The 19,502-nt window shown below is 45.4% G+C and carries 16 protein-coding genes; 14 read left to right on the top strand and 2 right to left on the bottom strand.

Annotated elements, in window-relative coordinates:
* The first annotated feature begins 85 nt into the window (after positions 1 to 85).
* The 3 genes from ACJJI1_RS12965 to ACJJI1_RS12955 all read left to right on the top strand — a co-directional run bounded on the left by ACJJI1_RS12965 (position 86) and on the right by ACJJI1_RS12955 (position 4,229).
* Positions 86 to 2,860 (top strand): valine--tRNA ligase, encoded by a 2,775-nt coding sequence (locus ACJJI1_RS12965; protein ID WP_444956908.1) that lies wholly within the window; start codon positions 86 to 88, stop codon positions 2,858 to 2,860.
* A gap of 515 nt (positions 2,861 to 3,375) precedes the next feature.
* Positions 3,376 to 3,702, top strand: a complete 327-nt coding sequence (locus ACJJI1_RS12960) for a hypothetical protein (protein WP_444894987.1) — start codon at positions 3,376 to 3,378, stop codon at positions 3,700 to 3,702.
* 95 nt (positions 3,703 to 3,797) lie between these two features.
* On the top strand, positions 3,798 to 4,229 hold the full coding sequence (locus ACJJI1_RS12955) for a hypothetical protein (RefSeq protein WP_444956907.1): 432 nt from the start codon (positions 3,798 to 3,800) through the stop codon (positions 4,227 to 4,229).
* 70 nt (positions 4,230 to 4,299) lie between these two features.
* On the opposite strand, the gene csrA is transcribed toward ACJJI1_RS12955, so the two are convergent.
* Entirely contained in the window at positions 4,300 to 4,488 is a 189-nt protein-coding gene (gene csrA, locus ACJJI1_RS12950; protein WP_444956906.1) for a carbon storage regulator CsrA, read from the bottom strand.
* A 1,291-nt stretch (positions 4,489 to 5,779) separates the two neighbouring features.
* Here csrA and ACJJI1_RS12945 point away from each other — a divergent pair.
* Complete coding sequence (locus ACJJI1_RS12945) at positions 5,780 to 7,135, top strand: ankyrin repeat domain-containing protein (RefSeq protein ID WP_444926895.1); 1,356 nt, start codon at positions 5,780 to 5,782, stop codon at positions 7,133 to 7,135.
* A gap of 795 nt (positions 7,136 to 7,930) precedes the next feature.
* A complete protein-coding gene (locus ACJJI1_RS12940) occupies positions 7,931 to 8,659 on the top strand; it encodes an SMI1/KNR4 family protein (protein WP_444926894.1) in 729 nt (242 codons plus the stop codon).
* Positions 8,660 to 9,270: 611 nt separating this feature from the next.
* Here the strand turns inward: ACJJI1_RS12940 and ACJJI1_RS12935 are convergent.
* Positions 9,271 to 10,257 (bottom strand): transposase, encoded by a 987-nt coding sequence (locus tag ACJJI1_RS12935; RefSeq protein WP_444956905.1) that lies wholly within the window; start codon positions 10,255 to 10,257, stop codon positions 9,271 to 9,273.
* A 513-nt stretch (positions 10,258 to 10,770) separates the two neighbouring features.
* Between ACJJI1_RS12935 and ACJJI1_RS12930 the strand changes: the two genes are divergently transcribed.
* The 9 genes from ACJJI1_RS12930 to ACJJI1_RS12890 all read left to right on the top strand — a co-directional run bounded on the left by ACJJI1_RS12930 (position 10,771) and on the right by ACJJI1_RS12890 (position 19,307).
* A complete protein-coding gene (locus ACJJI1_RS12930; protein ID WP_444894994.1) occupies positions 10,771 to 11,553 on the top strand; it encodes a YwqG family protein in 783 nt (260 codons plus the stop codon).
* A gap of 737 nt (positions 11,554 to 12,290) precedes the next feature.
* On the top strand, positions 12,291 to 12,779 hold the full coding sequence (locus tag ACJJI1_RS12925) for a hypothetical protein (protein WP_444956904.1): 489 nt from the start codon (positions 12,291 to 12,293) through the stop codon (positions 12,777 to 12,779).
* A gap of 18 nt (positions 12,780 to 12,797) precedes the next feature.
* Positions 12,798 to 13,220, top strand: a complete 423-nt coding sequence (locus ACJJI1_RS12920; RefSeq protein WP_444914530.1) for a GNAT family N-acetyltransferase — start codon at positions 12,798 to 12,800, stop codon at positions 13,218 to 13,220.
* A 564-nt stretch (positions 13,221 to 13,784) separates the two neighbouring features.
* Entirely contained in the window at positions 13,785 to 14,231 is a 447-nt protein-coding gene (locus ACJJI1_RS12915) for a GIY-YIG nuclease family protein (protein ID WP_444914531.1), read from the top strand.
* Between the two features lie 803 nt (positions 14,232 to 15,034).
* Positions 15,035 to 15,511, top strand: coding sequence for a hypothetical protein (locus ACJJI1_RS12910; protein WP_444914532.1), 477 nt, complete (start codon positions 15,035 to 15,037; stop codon positions 15,509 to 15,511).
* A gap of 24 nt (positions 15,512 to 15,535) precedes the next feature.
* Positions 15,536 to 16,054: a hypothetical protein gene (locus ACJJI1_RS12905; protein ID WP_444914533.1), complete on the top strand. Its 519-nt coding sequence runs from the start codon at positions 15,536 to 15,538 to the stop codon at positions 16,052 to 16,054.
* 892 nt (positions 16,055 to 16,946) lie between these two features.
* Positions 16,947 to 17,429 carry a YcxB family protein gene (locus ACJJI1_RS12900; RefSeq protein WP_444956903.1) on the top strand — a complete coding sequence of 161 codons (483 nt, stop codon included), beginning with the start codon at positions 16,947 to 16,949 and terminating at the stop codon, positions 17,427 to 17,429.
* Between the two features lie 249 nt (positions 17,430 to 17,678).
* Positions 17,679 to 17,921 carry a DUF6559 family protein gene (locus tag ACJJI1_RS12895; RefSeq protein WP_444959386.1) on the top strand — a complete coding sequence of 81 codons (243 nt, stop codon included), beginning with the start codon at positions 17,679 to 17,681 and terminating at the stop codon, positions 17,919 to 17,921.
* Positions 17,922 to 18,710: 789 nt separating this feature from the next.
* Complete coding sequence (locus tag ACJJI1_RS12890; RefSeq protein WP_444914535.1) at positions 18,711 to 19,307, top strand: hypothetical protein; 597 nt, start codon at positions 18,711 to 18,713, stop codon at positions 19,305 to 19,307.
* Positions 19,308 to 19,502 lie beyond the last annotated feature (195 nt).

The raw sequence follows: 19,502 nt of genomic DNA, 5'->3' as shown, positions 1-19,502 counted from the left end.
TTCCGCGCAGCCCGAGCAAGCACCAGACTATCCTGAGCCAAAACGCTGTGCACGCAGTCAGTTAAACACAAGGTTTCCCGCCCGCATGGACAAAACATACCAGCCCAACGCCATCGAACAGCAGTGGTACAAAACCTGGGAGGAGAACGGCTACTTCAAGCCTTCCGGGGATACTGAGGCCAAGCCCTACAGCATTATGATCCCGCCGCCGAACGTCACCGGCAGCCTGCATATGGGCCACGGTTTCCAGGAGTCCATTATGGACGCCCTGATTCGCTACCACCGCATGCAGGGAGACAACACCCTGTGGCAAGTGGGCACCGACCATGCCGGTATCGCCACCCAGATGGTGGTAGAGCGCCTGCTGGGCGCCGAAGGCGTATCCCGCCACGACCTGGGCCGCGACAAGTTTATTGAGAAAGTCTGGGAGTGGAAGGAAGAGTCCGGCGGCACCATTACCCGCCAGCTGCGCCGCCTGGGTGCCAGCCCCGACTGGTCCCGCGAACGCTTCACCATGGACGACGGCTTCTACAAAGCGGTGCAGGAAGTTTTTATCAAACTGTATGAAGACGGCCTGATTTATCGCGGCAAGCGCCTGGTGAACTGGGACCCGAAATTCCACACTGCAATCTCAGACCTCGAAGTTTTAAACGAAGAGAAGCAGGGCCACCTGTGGCACTTCCGCTACCCGCTCTCCGACGGCTCTGGCCACTTGGTGGTCGCCACTACCCGCCCGGAAACCATGCTCGGCGATACCGCCGTAGCCGTACACCCGGAAGACGAGCGCTACCAGCACCTGATTGGCAAGACCATAAAGTTGCCCCTGGCGGATCGCGAAATTCCGATTATTGCCGACGAATACGTCGATCGTGAATTCGGCACCGGCTGTGTAAAAATCACCCCGGCCCACGACTTCAACGACTACGAGATGGGCCAGCGTCACAACCTCGAGATGATCAACATCCTCGATGCCGACGCCCACCTGAACGACGCAGTGCCGGAAAAATACCGCGGCATGGAGCGCTTTGCCGCGCGCACCCAGATTGTCGATGACCTGGACGCCCTCGGCCTGCTGGAAAAAGTAGAGCCCCACACCCTCAAGGTCCCTCACGGAGACCGCTCCGGTGCCGTAATCGAACCCTGGCTCACCGATCAGTGGTACGTAAAAACCCAGCCCCTGGCCGATGAAGCCATCGCCGCTGTTGAAGATGGCCGCGTTGAGTTCGTACCGAAAAACTACGAAAACATGTATTTCTCCTGGATGCGCGATATCCAGGACTGGTGTATCTCCCGCCAGCTGTGGTGGGGCCACCGCATCCCCGCCTGGTACGACAACGACGGCAAAGTCTACGTTGGCCGCAGCGAAGAAGAAGTGCGCGAGAAGCACAACCTGGGCGCCGACATCAGCCTGCGCCAGGACGACGACGTACTCGACACCTGGTTCTCCTCCGGCCTGTGGACCTTCGGCACCCTGGGCTGGCCAGAAGATACCGAAGAACTGAAAGCCTTCCACCCCAGCTCCGTACTGGTCACCGGCTTTGATATTATTTTCTTCTGGGTCGCGCGCATGATGATGCTGACCCTCTACTTCAAGAAAGAAGTACCGTTTAACACCGTGTACGTACACGGCCTGGTGCGCGACAACCACGGCCAGAAGATGTCCAAATCCAAGGGCAACGTGATCGATCCTATCGACTTGATCGACGGTATCGACCTGGAGACCCTGGTAGAGAAGCGCACCTCTGGTCTGATGCAACCGCACCTGCGCGAAAAGATCGAAAAGCAAACTCGCAAAGACTTCCCCGAAGGTTTCTCTGCTTTTGGTACCGATGCCCTGCGCTACACCTACTACTCACTGGCATCCACCGGCCGCGACATCAAGTTTGATGTGGGCCGTATCGAAGGCTTCCGCAATTTCTGTAACAAGATCTGGAATGCCTCCCGCTACGTACTGCAAAACTGCGAAGAGCACGATTGTGGACAGGACGGCAGCACGGATTTTGAACTGACCATCGCCGACCGCTGGATTATTTCCCAACTGCAGCGCACCGAGATTACCGTACGCGAAGCGATGGATACCTACCGCTTCGACCTCGCCTCCCAGGCCCTATACGACTTTATCTGGAGCGAGTACTGCAGCTGGTACCTAGAGCTGTCCAAGCCGGTACTGTGGGATGACAACGCCTCCGACGCAGTGAAGAAAGGCACCCGCCGCACCCTGATCCGCGTACTGGAAACCATTTTGCGTCTGGCCCACCCGCTGATGCCGTTTATCACCGAAGAAATCTGGCAGCGTGTAAAAACCCTCGCCGGTTCCAACGGTGACACCATTATGCTGCAGCAGTACCCGGAAGCCGATAACAGCAAGATCAACGAGGAAGCGGAAGCGGCCGTTGCCTGGTTGAAGCAGGTTATTGAAGGCGTGCGTAATATTCGCGGTGAAATGAATATTTCCCCAGCGAAGAAAATCCCACTGATCCTGCGCGGCGGTTCCAACCGAGACAAAGAACTTCTGGAGCAAGCCCGCAGCCTGCTGATCAAACTGGCGAGCCTCGAAGAAATCACCTGGCTGGAAAGTGGAGAAGCGGCCCCCGCCTCCGCCACTGCCCTGGTAGGCGATATGGAATTGCTGGTACCCATGGCCGGCCTGATCGACGTTAAAGCCGAAAGCGCCCGTCTACAAAAAGAGATTGATAAACTTTCCAAAGAACTCGCACGAGTTGAAGGCAAACTCAACAATCCTAAGTTTGTAGACAAAGCCCCCGAAGCCGTTGTCGCCAAGGAAAAGGACAAGCTCGCGGAAATGAAAGGTGCTCACGAGCGTCTGCAGCAGCAGCTTGAGGAAATCAGCAATCTCTAACGGTTCTGATAATCTGCTCCATTAAAGAGCGGATCTGATTTAAAAAAGGGGGCTCTGCCCCCTTTTCTTTTTTTGATATAAATCAAACTACCCCCTCTTGCCCTTGCCTTTCGATTTTCCAACAACTACAGAACCCGAGTATATGCGCAATGTACCTGTATCGCTTATGGGTTTGTCAGCTCCAAAATCAGCTTTACCGAAGTGGTATTCGACCTAAAGCGCGCTAAAATAGTTTAAGCACCGCTCCATTTTTCTATCCTCCTAAGTACCTGATAAGAAATCAGGATATTTATAAAAAATAACAGTGAGTTACAGAAAGTCTATTCATTGGGGGTAGTGGCCAAAGTAATTATTTTTGAGCTTGGGACAAGAGTTCCGGCTTGTATGTGATTTATTGATCCCTCAAGGTTCTTACGCACTTCTTCGTTAGATTGATTCCAGGGTGGTAATCATGATAATAGTGGTCAGAATGATTACTTTATAAATGTTATGTTTTCCCAGCAATGAGGCCCTGAATGGAAAAAAGTCTAGAAACAATTATCAAAAAGCTAGCAGAAGGAATAGATGACTATAATATCCCGGACTGGATTTCCTTTAGTGCCATATGCAGGGAAATAGACGAAAGCAACTTGCAAACTGTGCTCAACGCTATACCATCGAAATATATCGATGAGTTCCATTCATTCATTACAACTAGCCCGGTCACTAATGATGAATGGAATAATTACACTGTAATCGGTGGTGGAATTAGCTCTGGATCAATGGAAGAAATTGAGCGGAAAAATAGATATAGGGCGGGCGTTGAAATCATCCGTAGGTTTCGCAGTGAATCCACAACATAACAATACAGTGTTGTTCAGCCCTTCGGGGCCGAAAAGCCAAAAGCGTGGCTTCGCCGCTGGCTTCTGCAAACTTTTACGCTATGGTAAGTGAAGTTATGGATCAGATTGAGCTTTCTAAGAAGATAGAAGAGATCCTTTGTCCGTTATTGAAGGATCTTGGTTACGAATATTTTGGAGTAGAAGACATTTCAACCCAGGCAATACCAAAATGGTTAAAAGGAACATTTAAAAACACCTCCGTTGCTAGATCAGTTGAAATTGGATATATCCCTAAAGGAGTAGGCGCAAGAGAAGTATTAAAATGTCATATATCAGATCTAAATTTCAGCCAGAATGATTTCGACTATACATCCACTAATCAAATGTCAGTGCCATCACAAAAAATCTCCGAGTTAGATGAAGATACTAATGGCAGAGTCAGCATTACTTTAAGCGCAATAGCAAAAGAGCTAAAAGAAAACTTTAACGAGGTACTCACAGGCGAGGTGTTTGAAACGGAGAATATGGACTGGCAAGGTTTAAAGTAGTGAGGAGCCATAACAAGCTCTGGCACAATCGCGCACTACGCGCGCCGCTGCTTCGCGGCGCTCCATAATCTCAACCAACGCCCCCCTCCAACACCCTCTCCTTTTGGACACGTCTATAGATTTCCTCACGGTGAACAGGTAGAGATTTGGGGGCACGTATGCCTATCTTTACCTGATTACCCTTAACTTCCAATACCGTAATTGAGACGCTCGCTCCAATCCGTAAATTTTCACCCGTCCGGCGCTTTAAGATCAACATAATTGCTTCCTATGAATACTCAAACCATGCGTAGACCTCCCTTAATGGAAGGATTTGAAAGTAACTTTTAAGGAAGTATTAGGTGGAGCGCGAGAACGGTAGGCATAGAGGTAGAAAAGGCAGACGCAACGCTCCCAGAGCCAGGGGACATGCCCCAAACTGCTGAATGGACTCCACTTTATTGAAGACGAGCGGGTTTCTAGCGTATGATCCATATAGCCATTTTGATAGTTAGAGTATCAACTTGGTTAGCTGGCCCCAGGTGTTAGCGCACCTTGGGTCAGCGCCTTTTACTTACTTTTACGTCACGCTACCGTTCTCCTTTGAGGGAATGGTTTTTAGAAAACTCTTGATTCTCTCGAATCTCTTTGGTCATCGGCCTTTAGAAGGCTGCTCAATGACGACCCAAATACCGATAAATATCCACCGATTTTACGCAGCTTTGACACTAAAACAAACTGAATAAAATCCAATAAGATTATTTCTGTGCCTATATTTTTTATTGCTCACGCTTTGGAAATTTCGGCTGTGCATAAAATTGGCTGTGAAAATTAATCCCCCCAACGGCTCCCACACTGGAATTCAGAAAACAATAGATCATCAATACCGCTGAAATGTCTTCCACATATCTACAGAAAAGATCTATCGATAAACCAAAGTAGTTTGCAGACTTTTAGGATATTACTGCGGGGTTTAGGAGCCTTTGAACAACCCAGTGATGCTTCTACTTACAGAGCGGTCACAATCAGAACGCAGCTTCGCAGGAATGTCTAGCTAGACCGTACAAGCAGTCGCAACACGGGGCATGAATCGTTATGGAAGCCCCGAAGGCGGACCACAGCTGCTGCGTTGCAACACTTGCAAAGGACTACGGCCATTCGCGGTGAACTGCACCTAATATCTGTAGCCTTCAAGATCCGCAGAGATATTACGGAGTTATTCAGAGGTACACTTGATACCTTACCCCCAATTAGACCCAACCTGATAAAGTTCGTGAGTGCTAGCTTAGGGGTTTACGATCATATTGACCGTTATATTGGGGAGCAAGAAGATAGATCTAACAAAAGTCGTTAAATCAATGGGTTAAGGACTAATGTTAAAATTGAGATAGTAGTCAAAGTGATCGCTTTTCCAGTTTGTACACACGTGTCAGATTACTTTAAGTCTACAGTATTAAATAGAAATTTAGGCTGTGGAGTAGAAATTGATTCTGAGATAATAATCATGACAATAGTGGTCAGAATTATTATTACTATATAGCTGCTAAGCAAAATATGTAGAGACTATTTGGATGAATGAAAAAAGAAAACAAATCCTTAGATCAATTTATCGAGATTTGCTACTTTCCGCCGGGTTAGATCCGGATGGCCGATGGTGGGAAGAAGATGAAGTTCAGCACTTTGCAGGCCTAGAAAAACGAGAAGAAATAATCGCTTTCCAATCTATATTTAATGTAACACGAAATCATCTCGCGGAATTGAAAAGTAAGAAAGAAAAAATATCTGTCTTGAGCGATTATTCACAAGCTGCTATTGAATTCGCAAATAGCGGTGCATCATCAATATGTGACGCTTCGGGGTTTGCTGGTTTTGGAGGCAGGCCAATTTGGTTTGCAGCAATTTCACTGATTGAAGATGAATTTAATGCTTCAAATAATTTAGATGAACGTCAAAAATATATAACGGAAGTCTATAGTGCATTTATGTCATCAGAAATTGATTTCAACCCTAGAAATCAGTCGTCATATACTGGCTTGGCGTTAAAGGCTGGGCGCTATGGTTTTGCATCCTTGCTTATAGCTAATGATAAATATGCAAGCTCTTCCCCCGAACCAATCTGGCAATTTGTGATTAATTCTTCTAAGCAACCGAAACGTGTGGATATGCTTTTGAAATTAATGGATAAACTATACGAGCTTGACGAAGAGGTAGATAGGTTGGGCAGTCATTCTGGTCGTTCTGCGTTGATGCAGGCTTCGGCGTATACTGCGATAGAACAAATTAACTGGCTCCTGGAACGCGGCGCAGATATTAATAAGCGTGATATACGAAGTGGAGCTACACCTTTAATGCATGCGCTTAATCGATACTTTGGAGTCAGTGATAATAATACAAGAAAAAGACTTCGAGAAACGATCGACCTTCTAATAAGTCAAGGTGCTGATATTTCAATGTGTGCGTACACAGGTCAGGACTTTGGAGTTTTAATTAGAGATACGAAAGCGCTCAAGCCTGCAGATAAAAAGCACTTCCGAGAGATGTGGAAAACTTATAAGAAGAAAGGTGCAACTAAGAATAAACGTGTTCTTTCTGACGATGAAATATCTCCAGATCTTATAAAGAAAATAAATATGCAGGGAGAGTTTCTGTTACACCCATGGAATGTTCTTCTTGAAACATTCTTTGAAATACTGAAAGCGCATAAAATTAGTAGATTTACAGATGAGGACATCTTTCATTATTTAAACCCTAGTTACCACGGGGTAAATTTAGATGGCACTAGAAAAATTGACCTAGCTTCCATTAATCATTGGTTAACTAGATTCGTTTGTAGCTGTGCCAGATCGAATGTTGAATTGCATTGCTCCTCAGAAGGTGTATACAGTTTTTCTTCAACGGAAGGTCAAGCGCGACTTAGGCTTTTATAAGTATCAATGCCTAAATCGGGTAGCCGGTAGTTTCTAGCTATCGGCCCCCACACACTCATCGTGCGGGTCCGCAATGGACGGTTCCCTATTCGTAATGAATCTCTAACCCACTATAGTTTCGAGTAGCTATTCATTTGAGTTGAGTGTCATGGCAGTGCGCTACCTCAACTTTATCCGACTGGAAACATATCGGTAGGTTAGCCTTGTCTTTTAATGCGTGGATTTTGGGTTCAGGCCTTCACCATGTCAAAGGTCTTAATCTTCGCATTAAGCTACTATGCCGTCGGCTGGCTTCTGCTTAATCACCTTAGTCACCACTGACCGAGGTGCTGCTGTGTTCAACCACTTTTGTCTATCCCCACAATGGTGACTAGCAGGTTGGGCCTACTTATGAGTCACCAGCCACGCTGACAGCTTCACAGCAGCAAGCTAAACAGATATCCAAGGGTAAGAACGTGAACTCTCACTACACAACTACATCATTGACTCTACACGTTAGATCAATCAGCCTCTGTGCCCTTGACCATCTCGCCTCCAGGCTAAGCCTTATATGATGTTTCTGTGCGTCAGCTCGTAGTTTTGCCAGCGGCTTGCTCATAACAAGATCTCACGGCGTTGCAGTTGCCATTCGCTGGTAGTTAGCGTTTAATGGCGCCCATTAAACGGTGATCTTCCTACGCCGGACTTTCACCCCATTAGTCCACACCCATGCCGGGCGTACCAAACGCAGTCGGGCGACACAAAATACGCACGCCTGCTACGGATGTTATGTGTTTTTTGGGTAGAGCCTTTGAAATGAAAAAATTACTTTTAATGGCAGTTGTATTTGTTTTGCTGGGTTGCGCTACAAATAATATAGATATGCAAAAAGAAAAGACAGATTTAACGTTACGTAATTCGTGGAAGCGAATAGATGGCTGGCTATCTGAAAATGCTCCTAAAATACGGGATGCGCTAAACCCTCCTGCTAGTGAAGAAGCTATAACTGAACTGGAAGAAACTATCGGTGAAAAATTGCCTGAGGACTTAAAAGAGCTTTATCGAATCCACAATGGCTTAAATAGGAATGCTGTTGCAAATCTTGTTTATGGTTTACAGTTCTATTCAATTGAAGAAGTCCTACTAGAGTACTCCAGACTAAAAAATATTAAAGATATGAAAGATCTTCCAGCATTAAATTATGCTGATCCAGGGGTAAAGGTAACTTCCGTATCAAGTATGATGCGTATTCCAATAGGAGATGACTCTAGTGGGTGTGGGCTGTTTATAGACTTAGATCCAAATTCAGAAGGTAAGATTGGTCAAATAGTTTTGTATGATCAAGATTATAATATAGCGCTAAACCCAGCTTCATCAATAGAAGAAATGTATTCTGATTTTGCAAATCACTTAGAAGCTGGTAGGTACAAATTATTGGAAGACGCTCTAGTTGATGGTGAACACTGGTTAGACGCAGATGCAGAGCTAGATATTATTAATTGGCACAATTCAAAACGGTGGAAAGATATTCTTGGCAAGCGCTAATACATAAATCGGGTAGCAGGTATTGTCTAGCTATCGGCCCCCACACCACCCATCGTGCAGGTCCGCAATGGGTGGTTCCCTATCCAAAATGAATCTCTATCCAACGATCGTATCGAGCAGATCTTCATTTGAACTGAGTGTCATGGCAGTGCGCTACCTCAACTTTATCCAACTGGAAACATATCGGCAGGCTAGCCCTGCCTTCTAACTCGTGGAATTTGAATTCAGGGCTTCACCATGTCCAAGGTATTAATCTTGGCATTAGGCTACTATGCCGCCGGCTGACTTCTGTTTAATCACCTTGATCATTACTGACCGAGGCGCCGCCGTGTTCCACCACTTTTTTCTATCTCCGCGACGGTGGCTAGCGAGTTGGGCCTACTTATGAATCAGCGGCCACGCTGACAGCTTCAAAGCAAAATAATCTAGGACAGCCAAAGACTGGAGGGTGGTACCGGCAATAGAGCTAGCTCCCTCTCTGGCGGCTCTTTCTCTTTGGTTTACAGGTAAAGGAGAATAAATACTTGGAATTGGCCTTCAGGCTATTGGGATCGCTGTTTTTCGATAAAAGGGCGGTAATCGTACTGTTGAGTACTTGAGGCCGGGGTAGATTAGCAGGGCGCAGCTGAGAGGAGGCGCCGACAGTCGCTTATACCGTGTACCCAGCGTTTATCGAGTTGAGCACAAACCTTTTGTACAACCTCTACCGATCCCACCAAGCCTTTAAAGCGACTTTCAAAGTTCCGGCTTAGATAGAGCCAGTGCTTGGGTGAAATGCCGAGTCGCTCCAAAATAGGAGGTATGTTTTCGGCAATACAACCCCGTTTCCTTGGGTCTAAATGCCGGCCGCTCCAGTCCACTAACTCCAAATAGTGATCCAGCTGGAAAGGAAGCCCTTTCGGCATATTCAAACGCTCACCGCCGACAAACGGAAGTAGATTTTTGGGCTGCTTACCTGAGACTGCCGCACGAATACGCTGTTGAATCGAAGTGTAATCAGACTCTTCAGGTGTCTGGGCAATATTGGCACGGATGGGGTTAAGGTCTACATAGGCCATACAGGCGGCGAGTGCTCTTTCATCCAGTAAAGCCTGAGACTTAAACCTGCCTTCCCAAAAACGGCCGGTACAGCTGTCTTCAGCATTGGCCTGGCGGGCGATGGATTCATTTAAACAGCGCATAAACCAGCTGATATCCATTAGACGCTCCCGCCATAGGGAAACGACCTCTTTTAGCCTGTCTTCCTCAGCGTGATCGAGAGTGTCGCCCTGAAGATAGCGCTGGGCCAAGCTAGAGGCTTTGAAGAGCTGTTGCCAGCGAGTAATTACCTCTGTAAGAGACCACTTGTTAGCCGATTTTGTGTCGATATAGAGCACTATATGGTAGTGATTACTCATTACTGCATAGGCGGCAATATCTAGCGCAAACACCTCGGCTAACTTATGCATACGGCTTTCAATCCATTCGCGCCGATGCTCGTAATCTTTTCCGGGTTCAGTATCTCTGCCACAGAGAAATGCACGCCGTACACAGCGGGAGACACAGTGATAGTACGGTGTTGCATCAAGAGATATCTGGGTGCTTCGCGGTATAGTCATCGGCTGCACGCATGCTTATGCATGTATAAACATACAGTATTTTGTGGAGTTTCAATCTTTTGTCAATAGGGATGGCGGTTTATACTTTCTATTTCGTTGGTGCCCAGGATTAACACCTTAGCCATTACTGACCGAGGCGCTACTATGTCCCACCACTTTTTCCTACCCCCATCTTGGGGGCTAGCGAGTTGGGCCTACTTATGAGTCAGCAGCCACGCTGACAACTTCACAGCAGCAAGCTAAACAGACCTCCCCAGATAAGACCGTGAACTTTCACTACACAACTGCATCATTGACTCTACCCGTTAGATCACCCGGCGTTACAGTTGCCATCCGCTAGTAGTTAGCATTTAATGGGACCCATTAAACGGTGATCTTCCTACAGGGGAATTTCACCCCATTAGTTCACGCCCACGCTGGGCGTACCAAACGCATGTTGTCGGACTGGTTTTCCGCTGCGCTCCAATTCAGCCGCAAATACGGGCGTTAGCTTCTTCTTAGGGTTAGAGTTAAATGAATGAAAAAATACAAAAGCTTGGAATAGATTGCTTAAGAATTTTGTCTTCAGACAAAGAAACAGCAAGCTTTCTAGGTGGTCTACCATTAACTCGAACATCTATTGATTGGCCCAGAAAAAATGATAAGCCCCTAGGTTTCATTGCTCAATTTGACTTAGAAGAAATAAACCCTGAAAAGGTCATAGATTGGCTACCAAGTCATGGACGACTTTTATTTTTTTATGATTTAGAAGAATGGCCTTGGGGTTTTGATCCAAAAGATAGAGGTGGCTGGGCTGTTATATATGAAAGTGGTGACGGTGATTTTCAATCAACAGAACTACCTGATGACTTGAATGAAGATCATGTGGCGCCAGAAATAAAATATGTTATTTCTGAGAGATTCACTAGCTTTCCTGATTCTCAAAGAATTAGCTTTGAGAAATTGGGTTTGTCTGAAGATGAAGAGTACTATGAATTTCTTAATGAGCTTTATGGTGATGAGCCTAGGCATCAAGTTAGCGGCTTTCCGTCCCCAATTCAAAATGACAGCATGGAAGAAGAATGTCAGCTTGTAAGTGGAGGAGTAAACTGCGGCGGCCCCGAAGGCTACAACTCCAAAGAAGCAAAACTATTAAGAGAGCAAGAGAATGATTGGCGGCTCCTATTTCAGTTTGATTCGGATGATGATATTGAAATCATGTGGGGTGATTTAGGTATGCTGTATTTTTGGGTCAAGGAAAGTGAAGCTAGAAATGCTAACTTTTCCAATGCATGGCTAGTTTTACAATGTGGCTAATTTTAGAAGCTAAATCGGGTAGCCGGTAGCTTTTAGCTACCGGCTACCACACCACCCATAGTGCGGGTCCGCAATAGGTGCTTCCCTATTCGTAGTAAATCTCTACTCAACGATTGTATCGAACAGCTGTTCACTTGGGCTGAGCGCCATGACTGTGCGCCACCTCATCTTTATCCCACTGGAAACATTCCGGTAGGTTAGCCCTGTCTTTTAACTCGTGAATTTTTGGTTCAGGCCTTCACCCTGTCCAAGAAATTAATCTTGGCATTTTGCTACTATGCCGCCGGCTGACTTCTGTTTAATCACCTTGGTCATTACTGGCCGGGGCGCTGCCGTGCCCCACCACTTTTTTCTATCCCTGCGATGGTGGCTAGTGGTCTGGGCCTACTTATGAGTCAGCGGCCACGCTGACAGCTTCACAGCAGCAAGCTAAACAGATCTCCCCAGATAAGAACATGAACTTTCACTACACAACTGCATCATTGACTCTACCCGTTAGACCACCCGGCTTCGATGTCCTTAGACATCTCGCTTCCAGTCTAAGCCTTATATTATGTTTCTGTCCGTCAGCTCATAGCTTTACTAGCTGCTTTCTCCCCAAAAAGCCTCGTGGTATTGCAGTTGCTATTCGCTAATAGTTAGCATTTAATGAAGCCCATTAAATGGTGATCTTCCTACAGGAAACTTTCACCCCATTAGTTCACGCCCATGTTGGGCTCATCAAGTAAAGGCACCCGATGTCAAAACCGCTGCTTCGCTCTGGTTTTGCCACAGGTGCTTTAGGCGTTAGAGGTAAGGAGTTTCAAATGAGGGCCATTTTATTAATAACCATTCTTTTTCTTGGTGCTTGCGAAGTATCCACTTCAAAGAATTATACTATTCAAGTTGAGGGAGGCCAGAATCATGAGGAGAACCTCAAGGCCGCCCCTGTCATAGCAAACCTTGTCTGGAATGGCAATTTACATCATCAAATTCAAAAAGAAGTTGTAGAGCTCCAAGATCAAGATTTAAGTAATCTTTTAGGTCTTCGTTCCAAAAATGTGTCTTTTAGTTCTGGTGAAAAAGGCGTTTTTATTCAATGCATATTTAAATCTTCATTCAATGACGAGGTGGGCGATAAAGTAATTGAGATTTGTAGAAAAGAAGTGGAAGCTCAAATTGCTGACCACTTCACTTCCAACAAGTCAAATCATTCGGACGCCACTGTCGCGACGCCCGGTGTTTGAGACGTTATGACTTGACCAATGATACAATTTATTAAAACCAAAGACTTGGATAAATCTGCAAAACTTACTCTTGCCAACATGCAGGAGTACTATGACATGTATGGCGTAGACTGGACTTTATCAGATGTACGCAGTGCAATTGAAAATCTTGAGAATTATGATGTAGTGAATGATGATGGAGTTTTTGGGATTGTTAGACTCTCATTTGAAAACAATCGCTGTCAACTACGAGATATTCAAGTTGTATCTAATCAACAAAACAAAGGGTTAGGCGCTTTAGTTATCTCTAAAGTAACCGAGCTTGCAAGGCAAAAAAATCTAGGGTTCATTGATCTACGAGTATTTAAACGTAGTCCAGCATATAGACTTTATGGTCGCCTAGGGTTTGTCATAGAAAACGAAGATGATAGATTTTACCAAATGACGCTTACAGTCATATAAATCGGGTAGCCGGTGGTTTCTAGCCACCGGCCCCCACACCCGCCATTGTGCAGATCTGCAATGGGCGGTTCCTATCCGTAATCTCTGCCCAACGATAGTGTCGAGCAGCGCTTCACTTGAGTTGAGTGTCATGGCAGTGCGCTACTTCTGAATCAGCGACCACGCTGACAGCTTCACAGCAGCAAGCTAAACAGATCTCCCCAGATAAGAACGTGAACTCTCAATACACAACTGAATCATTGACTCTAGCCGCTAGACCACCCGGCTTCGCTGTCCCTGGCCACCTCGCCTCCAGGCTAAGCCTTATAGGATGTTTCTATTTTCCAGCGCGTAGTTTTGCTAGCCGCTCCCCCCCACAAGACCTCTCAGTATTGCAGTTGCCATTCGCCAGTAGTTAGCATTTAATGGAATCCATTAAATGGTGATCTTCCTACAGAGGGCTTTCATCCCATTAGTCCACGCCAATGCTGGGCGTAGCAAGTAAAGGCACCCGACGTCAAAACCTCCGCCTCGCGCTATACCCGCGTGTGTTGCGAACATTTATCCAGCTTAAACGGAGAATTAATGGAAATCCGCTTTGATCAAATTAACGAAGAGGTGCCAACTGATCCGGGGTATTATGAAATATACACAACTAAAGGCACTCTGTTAAAGGTGGGGATCGCTAAAAACCTTAAGAAAAGACTGATGCAGCATGCTCGCTCAAAACAGAGCGCACTAAAAACTGTACATCGGGCAGATGAATCATGTCCAAAAATCTTTCTTTCCAAAGATATAGAATCAAAACAATCAATATTGGCAAAGCATCTATTCTTCGATTCGAAAATAACAAATGATTATGCAGACAGGGGCTATAATTTAAAAACAGAAGTCGGTAGGTGTTCATTCCTTAATGAATGTTGCCGTTTGAAATTTACAGTTACTGAAAGCCGAGAGGAAGCTAAAATAAATGAGAAAAGATTAGGAGCTAGCGGAAAGTATCGTTATGTTGGGAAAGTTGTCCAGCGGTAAATCACGTAGCCGGTAGTAGCTACCGCCCCCCACATCACCCATCGTATAAGTCCGAAATGGGCGGCTCCCTATCCGTAATGAGTTTCTACCCAACGATAGTGTCGAGCAGCTCTTCATTTGAGTTTAATGTCATAGCAGTGCTCTACCTCAACTTTATATCCGATTGGAAACATATCGGTAAGCTAGCCCTGTCGTTTCACTTGTGGATTTTGGCTTCAGGCCTTCACCATGTCCAAGGTATTAATCTTGGTATTAGGCTTCTACACCACCGGCTGACTTCTGTTTAACCACCCTCGTCATTACTGACCGAGGCACTGCTATGTCCCACCACTTTTTTATCTATCCCCGCGACGGTGACTAGCGGGCTGGGCCTACTTATGAGTCAACGGCCATGCTGGCAGCCTCACAGCAGCAAGCTAAATAGGTCTCCCCAGATAAGAACGTGAACTATCACTACACAACTGCATCATTGACTCTACCCGTTAGATCACCCAGCCTCGGTGACCTTGGCCACCTCGCCTCCAAGCTAAGCCTTCTAGGGTGTTTCTGTTCATCAGCTCGTATTTTGCTAGCGGCCCCCTCCCCACAAGACCTCCCAGTGTTGAAGTTGCCATTCGCCAGTAGTTAGCATTTAATAGAATCCATTAAATGGTGATCTTCCTACAGAGGACTTTCACCCCATTAGTTCACGCCCATGCTGGGCGTACCAAGGCCAGGCACAATCGCCCCTTCTGGGCTGGACCGCCGCTGCTTCAAAGCTCCGGCCTGTGCTGGCGGGCGTTATATGAATACGAGGAATCATCATGGATAAGAAAGATATTGATAGAAAGGATCAACTTGTAAGGGAGATTCTTGCTGATTGGGGTGAAGCACTCTTAGAGGTTGGAAAAGATATTTCAGTACGCGATGTACTAAAGCAGGAGTTAAGGGTTGCAACCCCGACCTTAAGAATATTCATAACAGTTAAGACTTTTGAAGAAAGAGCTGAGTATTATCGCTCTCATGGCAACTACGAGGAGTTAAAAGAGAAGCTAGCAGAGGCAAAAAATACTCTAAAGAAACAAATAGAACTAGGCTCCATTTTTATGAGAAATGGATTTCATTATAAAATTGATGGTGAGACCATCGAAATGAGCTCAGAAAGGCTTAATAATGAAAGCTTAGCCGGGGCTCTTAATAATGTGAAAGCAGAAATGGATAGCCAAACAGAAGATGACCTAAATTCAGAGTTTAGTAGCTTGCTTAAAGGTATCGAAATGTTTGCTGAGGTTTATAATTAATCAATTTTAATAATAGGAATTGTTTTGTCTGAAGAAGCCGGAAAGTTTGTATTAAAAGCACCTAAGGAGCTTTTGGTAAAGCTTGTAGAGCTAAATGGGGAGGACTTAACAGAGGTCCTAAAAGAGCTTTTTTCGTACTCTGGTGTAGAGTCAAAAACATACAAGCGCGAGAGCTATAGATTCGATAAGTCGGAGTTAATAGGCGACTATCTAATCGCAACATATGGACAGGCCTGCTGTGAATGGAGTTACATTGCTAATGCTCTTCTAAAACAAGGTAAAGGTATCGAAGTCTACGCTAGTTGTAATTGCTACGATGAGTGTAGCTACGAATACTACGCATTAGATGAAAAAGGTACAAAAGTGGCATTTTCTTTACCCTTAGAGAATGCAGACGAGATTGTACAAGAAGATGAAGACTTCATTGAGCGAGTATCACAAAAAGCGAAACAGTGGAGCTCCATGATTCCAGAGCAAGTCAAGCAAGGGGCTCCAGAGTTTGATGAAGTACAACTTGATGAGTTCTTAAGTTACTGCGAGTAATCATATAAATCGGGTAACCGGTAGTTTCTAGCTACCGACCCCCACACAACCCATCGTGCGAGTGCGCAATGGGCGGCTCCCTATCCGCAATGAATCTCCACCCAACGATAGAGCCGAGCAGTTCTTCATTTGAGTTGAGTGTCATGGCAGCGCGCAACCTCAACTTTGTCCGACTGGAAACCTATCGGCAGGCTAGCCTTGTCTTTTAATGCGTGGATTTTGGGTTCAGGCCTTCACCATGTCAAAGGTCTTAATCTTCGCATTAAGCTACTATGCCGTCGGCTGACTTCTGCTTAATCACCTTGGTCACTACTGACCGAGGCGCTGCTGCATCCCACCACCTTTGTCTATCCTCGCGACGGTGGCTAGCGAGTTGGGCCTACTTATGAATCAGCGGCCACGCTGACAGCTTCAAAGCAGCAAGCTAAACAGATCTCCCCAGATAAGAATGTGAACTTTCACTACACAACTGCATCATTGACTCTACCCGTTAGATCACCCGGCTTCGATGCCCCTGGCCACCTCGTCTCCAGGCTAAGCCTCATAGGATGTTTCTGTTCGCCTCTTGCTAGCGACCTTCTCCCCCACAAGACCGCACGGTATTGCAGTTGCCATTCGCTAGTAGTTAGCATTTAATGGAACCCATTAAATGGTGACCCTCCTGCAGGGGACTTTCACCCCATCAGTCCACGTCCATGCTGGGCGTGCCAAATTTAGGCAAGCGGACAAATTACAACGCCTTGGATTCCGTAATTTGCCATTGCTAAAGGCGTTATAAGGGGCTAAATCGAGGTCTTATTGAGAGATGTAGCGTAATTGACATTAGCTTAAAGAATCACCCTGACACTCACTGTAGTGCTACGACAAATTTAGCAGACACAATAATTTTTTTATGCAGCCTTTTAATACTCAATTTACCTTATCTAGAGATTATCTAGCCGAATGCTTTGATCAGTCTCTACCCCATGGGAAAAATGTCAAGCCCAATTACCTTCTTCCTACATTATTATTATCTTCTGGTGCGGGATTACTGTTATTTACTGAGCAACCTAAGATCGCAAGTTGCACGTTAATTGCATTAGGCGTGCTGGAACTGATTCACATTCGATATCGACGAGCTTGGTGGCTAGCACGGCAGATGCTTGGGAAAAGTGCCGGTAGTGAAGTGAAATTAACCATAGATAATGACGGAATCCAGACACAGAATCCTTATACGATAACAGCTCTGTCGTGGGCAGATATCGAGCGTATTATTGAAACCGATTTAGGGCTTATTTTGGTGGCTAAATCTGGGGGGCAGCAGTACTTGTCCAAATCCTTATTACCTGCTGAATTAATTAATAAGATAGTTACCAAGATTAAGGGTAAATATTGATTTCAATAAAAATAAAAATTGTGCCTACAATGCAGATAATACAATACATAACATGTTTCCCAAGCGCGACGCCTCTACGAGGCTTCCTCTTCGCAAGGCGTTAAATACGCACAAGGAACACGTAATGCAGTTCATTCGAAGAATACAACGAAATAGAGCGATAAAATCATACTTGCGGAAATTGCCTAGGTTGCAAGCGAAAGATTATGGAAAATCTAAAAGGTATCGTCAAAACAAGTAAGGGCTACGATTGAGAGGTCAGGGCTCTCAATTATTTATACTTGTTACGCTATTTCAATTTTTTGCTCAAAGAAGGAATTTGATGCATATCATCATGAAATTGGTAAGGTTTGGAATTACGGAGCAATGCATGGAGAAATAGGAAATCTTCATTTTTACGGAAATGCAAACTTTAGTAGTAACGATGTTGCATCTGTTGGCTCTGACTTTGGTGGCGGTTCACATGGTATGGATGGCGGCGGCACAGATTGAGGCATTTAAATCGGGTAGCCGATAGTTTCTAGCTACCAGCCCCCACGACCATCCATCATGTGGGTCCGCAATAGGCGGCTCCCTATCCGAAATGAATCTCTGCCCAACGGCAGTACCAAGTAGCTCTTCATTTGATCTAAGCGCCATGGCTGCGCACTACTTTAATTTTATATCCGACTGGTATCATATCGTTAGGCTAGCCCGATCTTTTAACTCGTGGATTTAGGTTCAGGTCTTTACCATGTCCAAAGTATTAATCTTGGCATTTGGCTACTATACCGACCGTCGGCTGACTTCTGTTTAATCACCTCGGTCATTACTGACCGAGCTGCTGCTGGATCTCATCACTTTCATCTATCCCCTCGATGGTCGCTAGTGGGCTGGGCCTATTTATGAGTCAACGGCCACGCTGACATCTTCACAGCAGCAAGCTAAACAGATCTTACCTAAGAAAAGCGTGAACTTCGACTACACAACTGCATCATTTACTCCACCCGTTAGATCACCCGACTTCGGTGTCCTTGGCCACCTCGCATCCAGGCTAAACCTTGTATGATGTTTCTGTTCCTCAACTCATAGTTTTGCTAACGACTTCCTCCCCACAAGACCTCGCGGTGCTACAGTTGCCATTTGCTAGTAGTTAGCATTTAATGGCGCCCATTAAACGGTGATCTTCCTACTGTGAACTTTCACCCCATTGTTCCACGCCCATGCTGGGCGCATCAAAAAAAAGCAAGACGACGCATAAATTCGCGCTTGCTTTAAGCGTTATGTGAATCTTAGATAAATATGAAAAAAGCATTTTTTTTAGTTTTGATAGTTGGTGGAATTTGGAAATTTTACAACCACTCACCTGAGGTATCGTTTGGGCCTGGTGTAATGGCACCTGAGCTACCGCAGCAGGAGAAAATTGACTCTATTTTTGGTTTCAGTTTTGGAAAATACAACATTACAGAAATTGCAGAATTTAGAATTAAAGCAAAAGTACTTTCAAAGAAAAATTATCGTACTGGTCGAGAAGCAGAGCTTTCACCTACTGATTTAGTATTAGGTTGGGGAAATATGTCTGATGAGAGTATCCTAGAAAAAATTAGGATATCACAATCACGTCGATTTTATTGGTGGCGGGTAGACTCATTTCCAATACCTAGAAGAGAAATTGAAACCTATAGTGCTAATATGCACCTCATTCCTGGTGACGATGCTATAGAAGGCCTCATTGATGAAATTCGTAAGGGAGATATTATAGAAATATCAGGGAGTTTGGTAAACGTAAAATCTACCACCGATAATTGGTATTGGGAAAGTTCACAAACTCGTGAAGATACTGGAAAAGGAGCTTGTGAATTAATTTATGTTAAGAAGATTAATATAAATACTATTTAGTTTTGCATGTTTCATCACTTAAATCAGGTAGCCGTCAGTTTCTAGCTATCGGCCCCACAACACCCATCATGCGGGTCCGCAATAAGCGATTCTCTAACTGTAATCTCTATCCAATGATAGTGCCGAGCAGCGCATCATTTGAGCTGAGTGTCATGGCAGTACGCCTTCTCAACTTTATATCCAACTGAAAACATA

It is taken from the genome of Microbulbifer maximicatervae (SeqCode), assembly GCF_052467065.1.
This window is presented reverse-complemented; position numbering and strand designations above follow the sequence as displayed.